The organism is Rickettsia endosymbiont of Proechinophthirus fluctus, assembly GCF_001602635.1.
GTDB classification, from domain to species: domain Bacteria; phylum Pseudomonadota; class Alphaproteobacteria; order Rickettsiales; family Rickettsiaceae; genus Rickettsia; species Rickettsia rickettsii.
Map to the genome: position 1 here is coordinate 390,552 of NZ_LECS01000004.1, position 18,622 is coordinate 409,173.

Here is an 18,622-nt window from a genome sequence, read left to right on the forward strand (position 1 = left end):
CAACATCGGCTTGACTACGCATCACTTACAGTTTATGCTAATTAATTTTTGGTTAAATGAGAGGTTTTATGAGTAAAGACGGTAACCTAGATACAAGTGAATTTGATCCTTTAGCAAATAAGGAATATACAGAAGAACAAGAGCAAAAAGAATTTTTATCTCAAACTACAACCCCAGAACTAGAAGCTGACGATGGTTTTATCGTTACTTCTGCATCTGCTACTCAATCTACCCCTTCAATGAGTGCTTTATCGGGCAATATCTCTCCTGACAGTCAGGCATCAGATCCAATAACCAAGGCTGTAAGAGAAACAATTATACAACCGCAAAAAGATAATTTAATAGAACAAATATTAAAAGATCTGGCAGCCTTTACAGACCGTGATTTAGCTGAACAAAAAAGAAAAGAAATAGAAGAAGAAAAAGATAAAGATAAAACATTAAGTACTTTTTTCGGTAATCCGACTAATAGAGAATTTATTGATAAGGCTTTAGAAAAGCCTGAGCTTAAAAAGAAATTAGAATCAATAGAAATAGCCGGCTATAAAAATCTGCATAATACATTTAGCGCCGCTAGTGGATACCCTGGTGGATTTAAACCGGTACAGTGGGAAAATCACGTAAGTGCAAGCGATCTTAGAGCAACAGTAGTTAAAAATGATGCAGGTGATGAACTCTGTACCTTAAATGAAACAACTGTTAAAACTACGCCTTTTACTTTAGCTAAACAAGACGGTACTCAAGTTCAGATCAGCTCATATAGGGAAATAGATTTTCCTATAAAACTTGATAAAGCCGATGGGTCAATGCATTTATCGATTGTAGCATTAAAAGCTGATGGCACAAAGCCCTCCAAAGATAAAGCCGTATATTTCACTGCCCACTACGAAGAAGGACCAAACGGTAAACCTCAACTTAAAGAAATAAGCTCACCAAAACCTTTAAAATTTGCCGGAACCGGAGATGACGCAATAGCTTATATAGAGCATGGTGGAGAAATTTATACACTTGCGGTAACACGTGGTAAATATAAAGAAATGATGAAGGAGGTGGAACTAAACCAAGGGCAGAGCGTTGATTTATCACAAGCTGAAGATATTATAATAGGACAAGGACAAAGTAAGGAACAACCGCTAATAACTCCACAGCAAACCACAAGTTCATCGGTTGAACCACCTCAGTATAAACAACAAGTACCACTAATTACTCCTACTAACCAACCACTGCAACCTGAGACTTCACAAATGCCACAGTCGCAACAAGTGAATCCAAATCTTCTTAATGCAGCTACGGCTTTATCAGGCAGCATGCAAGATTTATTAAATTATGTAAATGCAGGTTTAACAAAAGAAATTGATAGCAATAAACAAATTGATTTAATTAAAGAAACAGCTACGGCAATTCTTAATAATGAGAAAAGTGATATTGCTGAAAAGCAGGCTAATATCATTGCTTTCGCTGAAAATACGGTCAATAATAAAAACCTCAAACCAGATGCAAAAGTAGCTGGAGTCAATGCAGTATTAGAAACCATAAAAAATAATCAGAATACCCCAGACCTAGAAAAATCAAAAATGCTTGAAGCTACAGTAGCTATCGTTTTAAATTCAGAGAATCTTGAGCCAAAGCAAAAACAGCAGGTGTTAGAAAAGGCAGTAGATGTCGGTTTAAGTCTTAAAGATGATGCAAGTAGAGATGCAGCAATTGACGGTATTAAGGATGTTGTAATCAAAAGTAACCTTTCTACTGCAATGCTTATAGCAGTAGGTGATAAGGTTAATGTCTCTGAATTAAGCAATGCGGAAAAACAAAAATTATTAGGTTCTGTATTAAAGAAAGGTGTAGAAGCCCAAGTGCTCAGTCCGGCACAACAACAATTGATGCAGCAGCATTTAGATAAGATTATGGCAGAACAAACTAAAAAAGATACAATAAAAAAAGTAAATGATATTTTGTTTGATCCTCTAAGTAATACTGAATTAAAAACAACAAACATACAAGCCATTATATCTAATGTTTTAGATGGTCCGGCTACAGCAGCAGTCAAAGGCGAAATAATTCAAGAAATTACTAACACAGTTGCAGGAAGCTCGCTTGAAGCTCACGACAAAGCAATGATTGTTAAAGGGGTAGGCGAGACTATAGCTACTCATAGTGATGCCTCTTTATCCTTACCTAATAAAGCACTTATTATGGCATCAGCGGAAAAAGGTATTGCAGAAAGTCAGACCAATTTACCTGATAGAGAGCTAATGACTAAAGGGTTAGTAGACGGTATTTATGAAGGCAAAGGAGGTCCTGAAATAACTAAGGCAGTTTCTAGCGGGATCGATAATAGTAATATTAATGACTCTGAGAAAGAGGTACTTAAAAAAGCTAAAGATGCAGCGCATGAGACAGCTTTAGATAGAGACACTCAAAATTTAACTGAAGGGTTAAAAGGACAAAATATAGAAGAACACAAGCCTCACGATGATATATATAACAAAGCTCGAGAAGTAATTCACGCTGTTAATCCTGTTACAGAAGCATTAGAAAAATCTAAAGAACCGGTAGTGTCGGCAGAAGAAAGAATTGTACAAGAAACTTCTAGTATATTAAATAATATCTCTAAGCTTGCAGTTGAGAAAGTCAATAATTTTCGTGCTATGCTTTCTCCAAATGGTAACCTTAAAACTCTTGAAGAAAAAAAAGAGGAATCAATAAAAAAAGTAGATAAGCTGGTAAAGGCATTTGGTACTAAATCTTCTACTGAAGAACAACAAAGTTTCATTAAAACTAATTTAATTGATGATAAAACTTTATCTAAAGAGGTACGTTTACAAACTATAGATAAGTTATTACAAGAACAAAAACGAGCAGCAGCAATTGAAAACCCTAGTGTTAAAACGGAAGATGTAAGGGTAGTATCAGGAAAGTCTCAATTAAAACCTATAAGTAAAGATAATCCAGATATTGAAAAAGCTAAAATGGTAGTAGGAAGAGATAGAGTTAATATCAAAGGGAATATAAAAATTATGGGAGCATTAATGAATGCAAGAGATATCATTCAGTCGGAAAATTTAAATAAATCAACACCTATTAAAAGAGAGTCTTCCCCTCCACAACGCTGATCAAGATTTGTATTCTGTATATTATCAAGGCAAGCAATGTTGTTCCCGCTTCTGCGGGGATGACATAAATTATATCACAACGTAATCAGGATGGAAACTTGCTGTTATGCATTAGTTTTTCTTTCCAGCTAAACATTTTACTAAATTATTAACGGCTTGTTGTTCTTCTGTGCTATTAATTTTCATAAAATTTCTTGAAACTTCAATACACATACGTTGATGTTGAGTATGTACGGGCTGCGGTTTATTAGCTTCTTCTAAACCTTCAAAGAAATAATCAATATTCCTATCTAAAGCTTCTGCGATTAGTACTAGCCTTCCTACAGAAATTCTATTAATTGCTTTTTCATATTTTTGTAATTGTTGATGCGTAACATCAATTACTTCAGCCAGTTGTTGACGAGACAACCCCTTAGCGAGTCTTAAAGAATAAATTTTCTTGCCGATAAAACTATCGATTTTTTGTATAATATCGTTTTTTCTACCCATTATCCTCTCCTTGGTTACTAATTATATCTATATTTAAAAATTTTCTTTGAACAAAAATGATATTATCCTTTATTGTTATAAAACATGTGGTTATTAATAATTTAATACTGTTAAACTTATCCAAGTATAAGTAGAAATAATACCATAAATTAATATTATAAGCAACTATAAAATAACATTTTTTAAGTTTTTTGTAATCATTTGGTAAATAATTATTAAAGAATAAAATTATTTCTTATCAAATAAAAATATCATAAGAACTTTAAAATTATTTGTAAAATATGAATACCTTATGTTTTAAAAACTTATTTACTGAAGCATAAAGTAACAATTTATAAAAAATAAATTTTGGTGCATTATAGAAAAATATAAAATTAATGCAAGGAAAAAATTTCTTCTATATTAATATTTCAAATCAAGGATAAAGTATAGTGGCATTTTAATTATAAATTAATTATTTACAGCGAACTTATTTAAGATTAAATATAAAATTAATAATAACAACTTAGCTTTTATAATGAGAAAAATTTGTAATTGTCTTTATGTAGCCTTATTTAGAACAATAGAAGATGATGGCGTTGAACATTCGGGATATATGTCATTTATGATACTTTTATCTATTTTCCCTTTCCTAGTATTCTTATTAGCTTTAACAAGCTTTTTAGGAGCTTCAGAACTTGGTCAAAATTTTATACAAATTTTTCTAGAGAGTCTTCCAGAACAAGCAATGGAATCAATAGAAAAAAGAATACGCGAATTACTAAGTGCTCCTCCTCAAAGTTTAATGAATCTTGCCATAGTAGGCAGTATTTGGACTGCTTCTTCTTTTGTAGAATGTTTAAGGACTATTTTAAATCGTGTATATCAAATAAAATCTCCACCTCCTTATATAAGAAGAAGATTACTTAGTATTATACAGTTTCTTATAATTAGTGCCTTGATTACTTTTACTATGTTTCTTTTAGTGGTGATTCCAATATTATTTACAAAAATTCCGATAATATTAGAGACCATTGAAAAATATAAGATCATTTTAAATTTTATAAGATATTTTTTAATTTTAATTTTATTATTTTTAGGTGCCTCATCTTTGTATTATATATTACCTAATGTAAAACTAAGTTTTATTGATGTATTTCCAGGGGCTTTATTAACTGTGATATTATGGATAATAAGCGGCTATTTGCTTTCAACTTATATAGTCTACTATAATCAATTAAATCTAATGTATGGTTCACTTGGTAGTATAATAGTTACATTAATATTCTTTTATATTATAAATATGATATTTATCTATGGTGCGGAATTTAATTATCTAATGAAAAATTATGAAAATATAGAGTGAAGTGCAGCTTAAAGCACTTCATCAGAAAAATAAAATACTTAATTGAAACAATTTCGGCAGTTTTATATTTAATATTTTATATCAATCTTTATTTTAGTTGTAAAAAACAATTATTGTTTAGTTTTTAGGTTTTGTGAACAAAATACAAATTATTTAAAAAAATCCGGTTTAAATAACATAAAGCTCGCCTGAGATGATGTCGGTAATGGAGTTAAATTATATTGTGGATCGAAAGCATTCCCGTAAATTTTTTCTATTGTTTGGAGCGAACTTGGAGATTGCAAAGCCAACAATATTGACTTTAAAATAGTAAAAATTGCTATATATGGATCGGTTTCGGGGGAAGATAAGCGATGTTCTAAACGTTTGGGAAAAGCATTTGGAGTTCGTACGGCTACGCTTCTATTATTTCCACCGTACGATATATGCGTAGGAGCCATAAATTTTTTATTTATCCGTGAATAATCTAGAGTAGTAGGCATAAAAGCGAGTAGGGTGTCTAACATATAGTGACATAGCCCTTGTGCTGCTAAAATTATATAATAATCATTGAACTCGGAATGAAAATTAATATGAAAATGCATACTATTACCATAATCATCCAAAAACGGCTTAGGCGAAAAATCTATATAACCGTTTAACCGCTGTGCCATTTTTTTTAAAATAGTTTTAACCTCTAATATATTTTTTATATATTGTATTAAGTTTACAGAAGGAGGGAGCTCTATTTCAAATTGGTTATTGCCTTTTTCTTTTTTTATTTTAGCAATTTTAAATCTAGCTAAGTATTTTCTTGAAAGTATTTCAAATTTAGCTATATCAATATTGTGACTTAAATAAAACTCTATTTCTACGCCAATAATAGGGATTAGGTTATAGTCTTGATGAAATTGTGCTATTATTTTTTCTAGCTGTTTATTTTTTTGTAAACGACCGGATAAAGTATTAATAAAACTATTATAATTAATATGGGATATTTTCATGGAAGGATTAATAAACGGATCAGTTTATTATAAAATTTTTGATAAAACATTCAATAATTCTAGTCATAGATATATAAAAAAAAATAACTCTATAAATGAAACAGAAATAGTTGAAAACAAAAAATCTATTACTACTTATTTTAAAGCACAAGATATTTTAATTTTAAACCAAGTACATGGCAATCAAATTGTTAATGCTGACGAGTCCATAATTGCCGTACCTGAAGCAGATGGCAGCATTACAACTAAGAAAAATTTAGTATTAGCGGTACAATCAGCAGATTGTGTACCGGTATTACTTGCAAGCAGCGACGGTAAAATAATCGGAGCGGCACATGCAGGTTGGAAAGGAAGTATAAATAACATTATTAGTAATATAGTTACTAAAATAACAGAAAAAGGAGCAAAGAATTTAATAGCAGTGATAGGTCCTGCTATAGCTCAAAGTTCATATGAAGTTGATGATGAATATTATAAAGCTTTCTTAAGTAAGGATATTAACAATAAACAGTTTTTTATAAACTCTATAAAAGAAAATCATTATATGTTTGATTTACCGGCTTTTGTAGAGTTAAAACTTAAAGAAGCAGGCGTCAAAGATATAAAAAATATTGCTGAAGATACTTACACACATCCGTTAAAATATCCAAGTAAAAGACGCTCATATCATTTGCAAGAACCTTATAATCAGAATATATTATCAGCTATCGTAATGAAATAATGGCATTGCTAAATAAATATTGATGGTTTGAAAAAGCTACACCATTGCAAGGAGGCGTTGTTGCATGGACACTGAGTCATCATTGTGAGCAGCCGTAGGCTGCGTGGCAATCTAGAAAATAATTAAAAAATTCTGTAAATTAGAATTTTTTACTGGATTGCTTCGTCAATTATTTTGTAATTTCCTTGTAATGACGGGAAAACCGGTCTATGCAACAATGCTCGCTCGCAATAACGATATCTATCTTTATTTAGCAATGCAAAAATCACTCTGCATTTATCGGAGTATATTAATGAATCAAGATAAACCTTACTATCAAATAGTTTATGCACCAAACGATATTTTTAAAAAACAAGCAGAATATATAGACATTGTTGATGATAATATTCGTACTATTGTCGATAAAATGCTTCAGAATTTACATATAGAAAGGGCAGTGGGCTTGGGTGCTAATATGGTAGGAATATTAAAGCGTATAGCGGTAGTTGACCTACATGAAAATAATAAATCATCGCCTATAGTTTTTATTAATCCGGACATAACATATTTTTCAGAAGAAAAACAAACTTTTATTGAGGGTTCTTTATCGTTTCCAGGCATTGAAGCATCTATTACACGATCAAAAGCAATCAAGGTAAAATATCTTGATTATAACGGTAATAAGCAAGAACTAGCAGCAGAAGGCTTTTTAGCAACTGTAATTCAGCATGAAATAGATTATTTAAACGGCAAAACTTTCTTAGATTATTTATCAAAACTTAAGCGTGATACACTACTTAAAAAGATGCTAAAGCATATAAAACTCTATCCTCCACATATTCACGGTAACGGTTGTAGGCATTAGACATTGTCTCAAACTGTGCTTCTAGAAGTAATTTTTATACATCAAGCCTAGACTCGTATCCTCACGTACTTAATTTGTACGCTGCGGTGACAAGTGCTTTCGTGTCTCCTTTACGTTCCTCTCTATAAGTGTTTGGAAAGATATCTATTAAAGTTTTTGACATTTAAATTTAAAATATGTTATAATTGACTAGTTCATTAACTAGTTGATTATATGAAAAACACAATTACAGCCTTTGATGCTAAAACCCATTTTTCTAAATTATTAGACCGAGTTAGTAAAGGTGAAGAAATTTTAATTACTAAAAGAGGAACAGCTGCTGCAAAAATTGTTCCTATTGATTCTCATAATAATATTGAAATAGCAAAGATTGCAGCTCTTAGACTTCGAAAACTTGCAAAAGAAATTAATTTACAACCATCGGATTTAGAAGTATGGCTAAATTACAAAAATGAGGGTAAGAAGTAAAAAATGGTCTCGTTTGTTTTAGATTCTTCAATTGCTTTATCATGGCTTATGCCTGATGGAGTAGCAAGCTTGGATATACTAGATAAAACCATAACAGAAGGAGCAATTGTCCCTGCTATTTGGGGGCTTGAGATTGGAAATGTATTATTATGTGCAGAGCGTGCAAAACGTCTTACTGCAAATCAACGTCACCAAGCAATTTATACTTTAAAGGATCTTTACATCAAAATTGATCAAATAACATTGGAACATATATGGTTTGAGACAATGGATTTAGCCGTACAATATGGATTAACACTTTATGATGCTAGCTATTTAGAACTAGTATTACGCTGTGGGTTACCAATAGCAACACTGGATAAATCCTTAAAACAAGCAAGTAAAGCCGCTGGGGTCGTAGTATTGTGATCACATCTTCACAAGTCGTAGCCAAGCTGCCCAGTCACGTTTGCCTAAATCTTCTTCAAACGATAATAAGTCTTTTACCGTCTGCTTACATATTTCTACGGAAGGTATTATAAGCTCTTGTTCTTTTGTAGAATTTAGTAGGCATTGCGTTTTACAAGCTTGTTCTAAATGGTAAGTATAAAACATAGCTTCATGAATAGTTTTTCCGCAGGTAATAGCACCGTGATTACGAAGTAACATCACATAATTCTGTTTAAGGTCAGTAACAAGTCTACTACTCTGTGTGTCGGCATCTAGTACTAGAGAATTATAATTATGATATGATATTCTGTCGTAAAAATGTAATGCCCATTGACTGATCGGTAAAAGCCCGCATTTTAAAGCAGAAACGGCAATAGCTGCAGGAGTATGATAATGAAAAATAGCAGAAATATCAGGGCGTGTTTTATAAATACTACCATGAATAAAGTAACCGGTTTTATTATATTGATATTCTTCTCCTTCTAAAATTTGTCCGTCTAAATTAACTTTTAAAAGATTCTCTGTAGTTACTTCTTCAAATCTTAGTCCAAAAGGATAAATATAGTAAAAAACGGCATTTTTAGGTCTTGCGGATAGATGCGTATAAGTATGATCATCCAGCGATAAATACGCCATTATTCGGTAAGCGGCAGCTAAATTATATTTTATATCCATAATTGTTAAAATCTATATTGGTTTTATGTTATTCTCGCGTGATGTTATTGCGTGAATCAGCTTTCCCATCTGAGCTACGGGAATTGCATAGCAATTGATGAAGCAATCTCAGAAGTCTGTTATTATTTTATGAGATTGCCACGCAAGTACTACAACTGCTGGCAATGATGGGATAATATCTACACAACAAGGCCACACAGGAATGACATAGGAGCTGTGCAACAAATCCTCAACGCTATTTAAAAGGAGCGTATACCGCTTCTTCCTTTGTTTCTATAATCGCTTCTTTAGGAGCTTTTATGCATTCTTGTAAGGATTTCTTACCTAAATACGGTACTAGATTATAATTTAATATATAACATTGTAAATTATCTTTCTTACCGCTAAAGTTAAATTCAATTTTATTGCCTTGCTCCAATAGCTTTTTCACTTCTGTTGTTTGCTGGATAAAATTCTTTTGTTCTAAGTTTAAGCGTTTGATTCTTAGTATATTTTTTACTACAGAAAACGTAGAAACAGCAAGAAGCAGAAGGAATATAAATAACTCTTTATTACTTTGCATGTGTAAGAAAATACTATTTTTAACATACGAAGCTGCAATCATTCCGATAGCTATAACATAACATCCAAGATATCTAAGTAACGATGCCCCTCTAATTGCCTCTTCATAACTAAAGTTAAAGAAATATAAATATAACCGCCACAAAGCAAAAATTATAAAACACGCAAACGTATTTATCAGGAAAAATTTATATTCTTTCAGCAAATCCGGTTTATATTTACGAATTCCGTACCATGCAGCTATACAAATAGTATATACAACTAAACTTCCTTCTTTTAATAAGAATAACAAGAGAAATTTACCGTAATTTAGTAATAATGATCTATGCTGTTCATTAAAATTTTCAGCAATATATACTAAATTGCTAAAACTATGTTCGCATCTGTCAAAAAAATCATGGGTGTTTTTAAAATAACTCATCCAAATAAAATTACACAAAATAGGTAAAGTAAGTAAAATCAGATACGTAATATAATCACTTGATTTTTTAGGCTGTTTATAAAAAATTGTATAATGAGCTATAAGAATTATCGAAGCAAAACTAGCAAGCCATGTTCCAATTTCTCGGAAAGAGGCAAGTAATATCGTAATAGGTAAAATAAGCAATAATGCTTTTTTCTTGTCTTCCGCAAGGATATAAATTGCAAAAATAGCTCCGAACATTAAGCCAATAGTACTATCGTTATATATTGAACGAATTCCGGTCGTATATAATACTACGCTGCAAAGTAACAGTGAAAACAACATTCCGGTTTGCCACAATTTCTTATTTGCGGCTAAAGGAGCTAGAAATGCTAAATGTAATAAGAAATGAGCAAATAATACGTTACCGTCCGAATAACCTGAAAGTAGCAGCATAAAATAATGATAAACGGCAGCTCCTCTTGGATAATGGGCATGAGTAGTAATAATGGAAGTTAACGAAGACTGATTTTCAAAAACACCGAAATATAATAATTCTTTAGTAAATATTCCCCAATGTGAGAAATCATCATAAGAATGCAGCGATGCATCTCTGGTATAAAGAAAAAACAAAAGAATCAATAAAGTAAATACAATGATTTCAATTATATTTTTTCTAGATTCCTGCTTCCACAGAAATGACATGAAGGAGGTATTATTGCGTAGATCAAGAAATGCGTGCGGTGTCATACCGTGGCTTGACCACGGTATCCAAAAATATAACTTAAAAATACTAAACATTTTTAACTGGATCCTGCGATCAAGTCGCGGGATGACAGGAGCGGAGCCACCCCCTACAACAACGCCTATAAAATGCAGGAATGACATGAAAGCTAAAAATATACCGATGAAATAATATATATATGTTGTAGCCAGTAATAGCTTTAACATAGCAAAACAATATAAAATCGGTACTAATATGCTGATTGTTATGGGAATAGCGAAAGTCAATTTTGTTTTGAAATATTTGGCAAAAAAAGATGAAAACCCAAAAATGCTTAATATTGGTATTATGATCATATTAATTTGTAAATATTGTAAATAATTTTTTGGTCATTGCGTGAACCGGTAAAACCCACTGTGTCACCCCGTGGCTTAACCACGGGGTCCAAAAAACAATAAACAATACTAATAATGTTAGTATTTTTCACTGGATCCCGTGGTCAAGCCACGGGGTGACAGAGGTGAAATTGATTCACGCAACAAGGCCACGCGGAAATGATATAGAACGAAAATGTCCGGTACTATAGGTATCCAATACCCGCTCGCAACAACACCTTTATCACCCGTGTTTAATTTTAGCTTGTGCTGCGGCGATTCTTGCTATAGGGATACGGTATGGAGAACAAGAAACATAGTTTAAATTCATTCTATGAAAAAATTCTATAGAGGCAGGGTTCCCTGCATGTTCTCCGCAAGCTCCGAGTTTCAAATTAGCATTACTGCTTTTTCCGCGTTTTATAGCAATTTCAATTAATTCTCCTACTCCTGCTTCATCGAGAGTAGTAAATGGATCGGATTCAAAAATCTTTTCTTCTAAATAATATGGAAGAAAAGAGGCAATATCATCTCTAGAAATTCCATATGTAGTCTGAGTTAAATCATTAGTACCAAAACTAAAATAGTCAACTTCCTTAGCTATTTTCTTACTGCCGAGTGCTGCCCTGGGTAGTTCTATCATAGTACCGAGCGTAAAGGAAAACTTATAGCTATAACGTTGCTCTAATTCCTCTATTACCGCATAAATATCCATTTTAAGCTTTTTTATTTCACCTACATTGCTAATTAAAGGAATCATTAATTCTAAGTTGCATTCTATATGTTCTTTTTTATGTAGCTCAAAAATAGCTGTAAAAATTGCTTCAATTTGCATTTGGTAAATTTCTGGCGAACATATACCAAGTCTACATCCACGGTGACCGAGCATAGGATTTACTTCATGCATGGCATGAAGACGTTGATTAATCATGGATAAAGGTAGATTTAAGCTATTGGCTAAATTCTTTTTATCTTCTTCGGTGGTAGGTAAAAACTCATGTAACGGCGGATCAAGTAATCTAATATTTACCGGTTTATCTTTCATTACTCTGAATAAAGCTTTAAAATCCTCAGTTTGCAGAGGTAATAATTTCTGCACGGCAAGCTTTCTCCGTTCTATATCAGGAGCAATAATCATATCTCTTACTAAAGGAATTTTATTTTTATCAAAAAACATATGTTCGCTACGACATAAACCTATACCTTGAGCTCCAAACTTTACAGATACTAAAGCATCGTTAACTGTTTCAGCATTTGCACGAACTTTTAAGCTACTAATCTCGTCTGCCCAATCTAAAATTAATTTTGATTCCTCACTGAAAGTAGGTTGAATTAATGGCATTTCACCTAAGAAGATTTTACCGCTACCTCCGTCAATCGTTATAATATCACCTTGTTTAATAACTATATCGCCTGCTGTTAATATTTGTTTTTTCTCATCTATAGATAAATTACTTGTACCGCAAACACAAGGCTTCCCCATACCTCTTGCCACAACTGCAGCATGTGAAGTCATTCCCCCTCTAATAGTTACAATACCTGAAGAAACATGCATTCCGTTAATATCCTCAGGACTAGTATCATGGCGTACTAAAATTACTTTATGATGATGAGATAATTTTTCGGCATCATAAGGTGAGAATACTGCAATACCTGTTGCAGCCCCAGGAGAAGCAGGTAGCCCCTCAGCAATAGAAGTAAGCCCCTTACTGTAATCAATTCTTGTATGTAATAATTGATTTAATGATTCCGGATCGATTCGCATTAAGGCTTGTTCTTTAGAAATAAGCTTTTCTTCTACCATTTGTACGGCAATATTAATAGCAGCGATGGCTGTTCTTTTTGCAGTACGTGTTTGCAAAATATATAGCTTATTATTTTCTATAGTGAATTCTATATCCTGCATATCTAAGTAATGTTCTTCAAGCTTTTGTGCAATTTGTGATAACTCCTTAAACACTTCCGGCATCATTGCTTGCATAGAATTTGAATCATTTGCAATAATAGGCATAGGTGTTCTAGTTCCCGATACTATGTCTTCACCTTGAGCATTTATTAAAAACTCTCCAAAGAGCTTTTTTTCTCCTGTAGAAGGTGATCTAGTAAAAGCAACTCCCGTAGCTGAAGTTTTACCTAAATTACCGAAAACCATTGCTTGGATATTAATAGCCGTACCAAAATCCTCCGAAATATTATTGATTTTTCTATATATAACCGCTCTATTACTCATCCAAGAATGTAGCACCGCTTTAATTGCCGATTCTAACTGTTCATAAGGATCATTAATTAGTTGCTTAGTATACTTAATATGCAACCTTTTGAAATCATCAATAATTTTTTCTAATAATTCTACGGTAATATCGCTATCTTTATGAATATCGGCTTGCATCTTGTGCTTTTCGTAAATTTGTTCAAATAGATCACTAGGTATAGATAATACCGTTGAACCGTACATTTCTAAAAATCTTTTGTAACTATCAAGAGCAAATCGTTTATCACCGCAGGAATCCGCAAGAGCATTACACACTTCGTTATTCATTCCAAGATTAAGGATAGTATCCATCATTCCAGGCATTGAAACCGTAGAGCCCGAACGCACCGATAACAATAAAGGATTGCGTGTACTGCCGAAAATTTTACCGGTAATTATTTCAAGTTCAGTGATAGCTTTTTTTAAGTCGCTTTGAAAGTTTTTAGGAAAGTTATTATTGTGGGTATAAAAATAATTACATAGCTCTGTAGTTATTGTAAAACCATCAGGAATAGGTAGTTTTAGGTTGGACATTTCGGCAAGACCAGCACCTTTGTTACCAAGTATATTTTTCATTCTAGCGTTTCCATCACTACCATTACTGCCAAAATAATAAATTAATTTTTTCATATCATATATCAAAATTTGCTAACAATTTATGTGTTTAGGAGCATTAAATACATATTTATACAGTATGAAAAAAATAGTAGCAACGTTAAATTAAGAATATCTTTAATAAAATAGTTGAAATTTTAAATTTGTTATTATACTTGTTAATTTAATTATATTCTGTGTACAAAAGTCACATTTTCAAAAAAAATCTTATTAATTTTCGCTAAAAAATATCTCAAAATAGCAAATCAATTAGAAACCTTCACAGAACCTAATAAGTTAATTGAACTTATGCTAAATATTATTGACTAATTTAAGAAAATTGACCATAATTCTAAATGGTCGTGCAGTTGCGTGATAATATAGCAAAGCTATAGATCACGAGGAAAGTCCGGACTCTATAGAGGTATGGTGCCGGTTAACCTCCGGCAGAGTATTATTACTTTAGGGACAGTACCACAGAAAATACACCGCCAAGTATGAATACGAAAATCAACTTCAAAAAGAGCTAGGAGTTCACAAGACGAGGAACGGAGCGTATACTTAATACGTGAGTACCGTAGTACTTGTGCAATGATGCAGCCAATTTTTGCAGTTGATCGAGTATTTTTGGTAAGGGTGAAAAGGTACGGTAAGAGCGTACCGGTAAGTTGGTAACAAATTACGCATGGTAAACCCCACCAAGAGCAAGATCAAATAGGCGTTACAGAACACTTATTAAGTTCCCGGGTTATCTCTAGCCGGCTTGTAATGCGGGTAGATCGCTTGAGGTAAACGGTAACGTTTATCCTAGATAAATAACTGCAATGAATTGATATTCATACAGAATCCGGCTTATAGACCTTATTGTCATCCCACGACTTGATCGCGGGAGCTTAGAAAATAGCTTAACAAATATTGATAGATCCTGCGATCAAGTCGCGGGATGACTAGGACTGTAACACAATTTAATGAAAAAGTTATATCATAATCCTATTTGTCCTCTTTCAAGACAAGCCCGTGTCTTCTTAAAAGCATTAGATATAGAATTTACTACGATTAAAGAAGATTATTGGCAATTCAATAAAGATTTCTTAAAAATAAATCCTGCCGGAACTGTACCTATTTTAGCAGAATCATACGGCTTATTTGTGGTAGGTATTTATCCTTTTGTTGAATATCTTAATAGCAAATATCCGAATTTTAATTTTTTAGATGAAGATATTGATATTTGTTGCGAAATTAGACGATTATTCTTTTGGTTTAACGATAAATTTTATCGTGAAGTTACTAAGATTATTATCGATGAAAAAGTTATAAGATCAATTGCTAAAATGAGCAGCCCACGAACCGAGTTTTTACGTGTTGCAAAAAATAATTTAAATTATCACTTAGAATATATAACTTCTTTACTAGAAAAAAGAAGCTATCTTGTATCGGATTCACTAACTATTGCTGATATTGCCGCAAGTTGTCACTTATCGGTACTCGATTATTTCGGTGAGATTTATTGGGATAAATGGACGCTTATCAAACATTGGTATTCACTAATTAAATCAAGACCGGCTTTTAGGTTATTACTACAAGATAGAATCCCTGGCTTTACCCCTCCAAACTATTATACAGATTTAGATTTTTAAATAGACTTCTTCGGAAACTCTACTTCTAGAGCTAATTTGTGCGTCAATTCACTGCTCGCATCCTCTCACGTACTTCTACATACGCTGCGGTTCTGTTGTGCTGCGTGTTTCCTACAAATTCCTCTCTATAAGCGCGTTTCCGAAGAAGTCCAATATATAATTTAATAATTTGATTCTTTCCGTATCATGAGCTTTTAGTATTTTCTGAATATTATTAAGAGATTGATTTTTTATGAGTGCAGGATCATATTCAAGATGGACTCCACTTAAAATAGCTGTCCCATCGCCGTAAGTACATTTTATTATTGCAGCCTGAGAATTCTCATAACTTGCTATTATTTCAGTATCTTTGGTATTTTCTGCATCAATAAAATATCCACCGCCATTATAAAAAGCATAACAATCCTTAATATTTAAATTAAGTGTTGGATTTATTTTTAGATAAGCGGCTCTTGCTCCTTTATGTGAGTTGTAATAATAAGGAGCAAGCAATGGTCCTCTAACCGTTCCATTGAAAATCTTTAATTCTCTTTTACTTATAACCTCTATATTTGTTCCTTTAGCAAATTCTACATAGTTACCGCTGTAGTAACTGCCTGCACATATCCCAAGAAAATTACCACCGTTTTCAATATAATTCTTTATATTAGCATTTCCTTTGCCTTGCAATTTTTGTACATAGTATAAATCTCTTCCACCGAGTAAAATAAGTAATAAGGTGTTTTGATCCCACTTTTCGTCTATAATTTCTTGTGCAGTAATATAATCTACGTTATACTTTGGAGCATAAAGTCTTAAGGTATGCATGCAATGCTTAATACTTTCTTTTGAAACTCCTAGATCATTATAAATTTTTATTTTCATTTTTATTGACAAGGACATTATATAATTCTATTTAGTGTAATTACTTAAAAATAAATCATGCGGTAATTTTATGCAACTTAATTCAATCTCACTACCGTTAACCACAAGGCAAGCAATAGAAATAGTTTTAGGAGTGACATTACTTACTATTTGTTCACAAATAGTAATACCTATAAAGCCTATATTTATTTCATTGCAAACCGTTGCAGTAATATTCATCGGACTTACATATAATAAGACTACCGCACCTTTAACAATATTATCTTTCATAACTCTTGGAGCAATGGGAATCCCTGTGTTCGGAGAATTTTCAAGCGGTTTACGAATATTATTCGGTCCTACCGGAGGATATCTAGCAGGTTTTGTAATTGCCGTATATGTTATGGCTAGCTTAAAAGATAAAATTTTTACTTCTAATCAATGGTTAAATCAGATATCGTTATGTTTGATCGGTAATATAATTATTATGAGTTTAGGCTGGATGTGGCTCTCTACACTTTTAGGAGCAAGCGGTGCCTTTTACGGCGGCGTATTACCTTTTATAATACCGGGAATAATTAAATCAGTATTATTAATTGGACTTATCAATGCAGTAAAACCAAAAACTCGATGAACTTCAGTATTGCCTAAAAACAGTTGATCTAAAGTTTCGATGTCATTCCCGCGCAAGCGGGAATCCGCTACTTTTAAGCTTTCTAAAAGCTTGATTTATCTCGCTTTACCCTGTTTCGAGCCATGCAAAAACACCACCTTTGCAGGAATGGCATCGATCTTTAAGTTGACAACAAATATGGTATAACCCTATCATTCATGAAAAAAGTCAATAACAATGCTAATGCCTCATTTTCCGGTGCCGACCTGGAAACATAACATTAAATATGATCTTGAAAATATAGCAAGACTTTTAAGAGCCTTAGGTAACGCTCATTTAAGGCTTCCTCCCGTCATACATATAGCAGGTACAAACGGTAAAGGTTCAAGTAGTGCTATGCTTAAAAGCATCTTTACGCTTGCCGGTTATAAGGTACATTGCTATACATCTCCTCATTTATTAGCATTTAATGAACGAATCGTAGTAGCAGGTGAGAAAATCTCGGATAATGAATTATGGCAGGTTTGTGAGCAGGTGAGGGTAGCAAGCGAAAAATTTAATATTGAACCTAGCTTCTTTGAAGGTACTACGGCAGCAGCGTTTTTAGCATTTGAGAAAACAAAAGCCGATATATTAATTTTAGAGACGGGACTAGGCGGTCGGTTAGACGCAACAAATATAGTAGAACAACCGTTAATTACTTTAATTACACCTATTTCACATGATCATATGCATATGCTGGGTAATACATTACCCCTAATAACAGTTGAGAAAGCTGGTATTATGAAGTCTTGCGTTCCTTGCGTTATAAGTATGCAAGTTTTGGAAGTTTATGAAACATTATTTGCCAAGGCTGAAGAGTTAGAAGTACCGAGTTTCTGTTATGAATATGATTTTGGTATTAAAAAGACGGACAACGGATTTATTTATTCATCACGAAATTTTACCTATGAGTTTCCGACTCCTTCGCTACTTGGTGATCATCAATTAATAAATGCTGCAAGCGTTATCGCCTTAATAAGCCTTATTAACACACAATTTAATATTAATAATGAGGTTATTGCTAAAGGATTACAAAATACTATTTGGCCTGCTAGAATCGAAAAAATAGAACCGAAAAAATATTCTAAATTAATAGGTGATAATGTTCAAATTTGGATAGACGTAGCTCACAATAATAGCGGAGCTCAAGTTTTGACAAATTGGATGCGTGATAATTTAAAATCATCGATATATTTAATACTCGGTATGACTAAAAATAGGAATATTGAGGAATTTTGCTCTTACTTTAAGGATTTGATAATTAAAGGTTACGGCGTTAAAGTTTTATCCGAACCGCTAAGCTATAGTGCAGAAACAATAAATTTGGAAGGCAGAAAGAGTGGTATTGATTTTAGCGAAAGCAACTCACTCGAAGAAGCGATTAGTGATATAAAGAAGATAAACGGCGATAATAAAGCAAATATTATAATAACCGGATCGCTTTATTTAGCTNNNNATTTTTATAAGTTACTATGATGTCATGCCTGCGTGGATACTAAATCGTCATTGCAAG

General features: G+C 32.7%; 16 protein-coding genes, 1 other RNA gene and 1 pseudogene. 11 read left to right on the forward strand and 7 right to left on the reverse strand.

What is annotated here, in order from left to right:
* Window positions 1-68 precede the first annotated feature (68 nt).
* Window positions 69-3,113: a Sca4 family spreading effector gene (locus tag BG75_RS03900; protein WP_062811881.1), complete on the forward strand. Its 3,045-nt coding sequence runs from the start codon at window positions 69-71 to the stop codon at window positions 3,111-3,113.
* Between the two features lie 111 nt (window positions 3,114-3,224).
* Here BG75_RS03900 and BG75_RS03905 read toward each other — a convergent pair whose 3' ends face one another.
* Window positions 3,225-3,602 (reverse strand): helix-turn-helix domain-containing protein, encoded by a 378-nt coding sequence (locus tag BG75_RS03905; RefSeq protein ID WP_010977292.1) that lies wholly within the window; start codon window positions 3,600-3,602, stop codon window positions 3,225-3,227.
* A 517-nt stretch (window positions 3,603-4,119) separates the two neighbouring features.
* Here BG75_RS03905 and BG75_RS03910 point away from each other — a divergent pair.
* Window positions 4,120-4,947, forward strand: a complete 828-nt coding sequence (locus BG75_RS03910; protein ID WP_062811513.1) for a YihY/virulence factor BrkB family protein — start codon at window positions 4,120-4,122, stop codon at window positions 4,945-4,947.
* Between the two features lie 149 nt (window positions 4,948-5,096).
* On the opposite strand, the gene BG75_RS03915 is transcribed toward BG75_RS03910, so the two are convergent.
* The gene (locus BG75_RS03915; RefSeq protein ID WP_062811514.1) at window positions 5,097-5,930 is read right to left on the reverse strand and encodes a glutamine synthetase family protein; all 834 of its coding nucleotides are present in this window, start codon (window positions 5,928-5,930) and stop codon (window positions 5,097-5,099) included.
* On the opposite strand from BG75_RS03915, the gene pgeF reads away from it, so the two are divergent.
* The 4 genes from pgeF (at window position 5,929) to BG75_RS03935 (ending at window position 8,371) form a co-directional block, all read left to right on the forward strand.
* Complete coding sequence (gene pgeF, locus BG75_RS03920; RefSeq protein WP_062811515.1) at window positions 5,929-6,651, forward strand: peptidoglycan editing factor PgeF; 723 nt, start codon at window positions 5,929-5,931, stop codon at window positions 6,649-6,651. The genes BG75_RS03915 and pgeF overlap by 2 nt on opposite strands.
* Before the next feature lie 292 nt (window positions 6,652-6,943).
* The gene (gene def / locus BG75_RS03925; protein ID WP_062811516.1) at window positions 6,944-7,495 is read left to right on the forward strand and encodes a peptide deformylase; all 552 of its coding nucleotides are present in this window, start codon (window positions 6,944-6,946) and stop codon (window positions 7,493-7,495) included.
* A 213-nt stretch (window positions 7,496-7,708) separates the two neighbouring features.
* Window positions 7,709-7,963: a type II toxin-antitoxin system Phd/YefM family antitoxin gene (locus tag BG75_RS03930; protein WP_062811517.1), complete on the forward strand. Its 255-nt coding sequence runs from the start codon at window positions 7,709-7,711 to the stop codon at window positions 7,961-7,963.
* 3 nt (window positions 7,964-7,966) lie between these two features.
* Window positions 7,967-8,371, forward strand: a complete 405-nt coding sequence (locus tag BG75_RS03935) for a type II toxin-antitoxin system VapC family toxin (RefSeq protein WP_062811518.1) — start codon at window positions 7,967-7,969, stop codon at window positions 8,369-8,371.
* Here the strand turns inward: BG75_RS03935 and BG75_RS03940 are convergent, their stop codons facing one another.
* Both BG75_RS03940 and BG75_RS10810 read right to left on the reverse strand, forming a co-directional pair.
* On the reverse strand, window positions 8,372-9,067 hold the full coding sequence (locus BG75_RS03940) for a class II aldolase/adducin family protein (RefSeq protein WP_062811519.1): 696 nt from the start codon (window positions 9,065-9,067) through the stop codon (window positions 8,372-8,374).
* Window positions 9,068-9,302: 235 nt separating this feature from the next.
* The gene (locus BG75_RS10810) at window positions 9,303-10,982 is read right to left on the reverse strand and encodes a hypothetical protein (protein WP_410525719.1); all 1,680 of its coding nucleotides are present in this window, start codon (window positions 10,980-10,982) and stop codon (window positions 9,303-9,305) included.
* Between the two features lie 28 nt (window positions 10,983-11,010).
* Here BG75_RS10810 and BG75_RS10610 point away from each other — a divergent pair, with 28 nt between their 5' ends.
* Window positions 11,011-11,136, forward strand: coding sequence for a hypothetical protein (locus BG75_RS10610; RefSeq protein ID WP_012150863.1), 126 nt, complete (start codon window positions 11,011-11,013; stop codon window positions 11,134-11,136).
* 237 nt (window positions 11,137-11,373) lie between these two features.
* On the opposite strand, the gene ppdK is transcribed toward BG75_RS10610, so the two are convergent.
* Window positions 11,374-14,010 carry a pyruvate, phosphate dikinase gene (gene ppdK / locus BG75_RS03950; protein WP_062811521.1) on the reverse strand — a complete coding sequence of 879 codons (2,637 nt, stop codon included), beginning with the start codon at window positions 14,008-14,010 and terminating at the stop codon, window positions 11,374-11,376.
* A gap of 316 nt (window positions 14,011-14,326) precedes the next feature.
* Here ppdK and rnpB point away from each other — a divergent pair.
* An RNA gene (rnpB, locus tag BG75_RS03955) (RNase P RNA component class A) lies at window positions 14,327-14,845 on the forward strand.
* 97 nt (window positions 14,846-14,942) lie between these two features.
* The gene (locus BG75_RS03960) at window positions 14,943-15,611 is read left to right on the forward strand and encodes a glutathione S-transferase family protein (RefSeq protein WP_062811522.1); all 669 of its coding nucleotides are present in this window, start codon (window positions 14,943-14,945) and stop codon (window positions 15,609-15,611) included.
* A gap of 2 nt (window positions 15,612-15,613) precedes the next feature.
* On the opposite strand, the pseudogene BG75_RS07410 reads toward BG75_RS03960, so the two are convergent.
* Both BG75_RS07410 and BG75_RS03965 read right to left on the reverse strand, forming a co-directional pair.
* Window positions 15,614-15,780 (reverse strand): annotated as a pseudogene (locus BG75_RS07410) (palindromic element RPE1 domain-containing protein); the annotation flags it as partial.
* Window positions 15,723-16,475 carry a BPL-N domain-containing protein gene (locus BG75_RS03965; protein ID WP_062811523.1) on the reverse strand — a complete coding sequence of 251 codons (753 nt, stop codon included), beginning with the start codon at window positions 16,473-16,475 and terminating at the stop codon, window positions 15,723-15,725. The gene BG75_RS03965 and the pseudogene BG75_RS07410, both read right to left, overlap by 58 nt.
* A gap of 70 nt (window positions 16,476-16,545) precedes the next feature.
* Between BG75_RS03965 and BG75_RS03970 the strand changes: the two genes are divergently transcribed.
* Window positions 16,546-17,088: a biotin transporter BioY gene (locus BG75_RS03970; RefSeq protein WP_014364744.1), complete on the forward strand. Its 543-nt coding sequence runs from the start codon at window positions 16,546-16,548 to the stop codon at window positions 17,086-17,088.
* Between the two features lie 216 nt (window positions 17,089-17,304).
* Window positions 17,305-18,561: folylpolyglutamate synthase/dihydrofolate synthase family protein (locus tag BG75_RS03975; RefSeq protein WP_252903643.1), on the forward strand; the 1,257-nt coding region annotated here is incomplete at its 3' end.
* Between the last annotated feature and the right edge of the window lie 61 nt (window positions 18,562-18,622).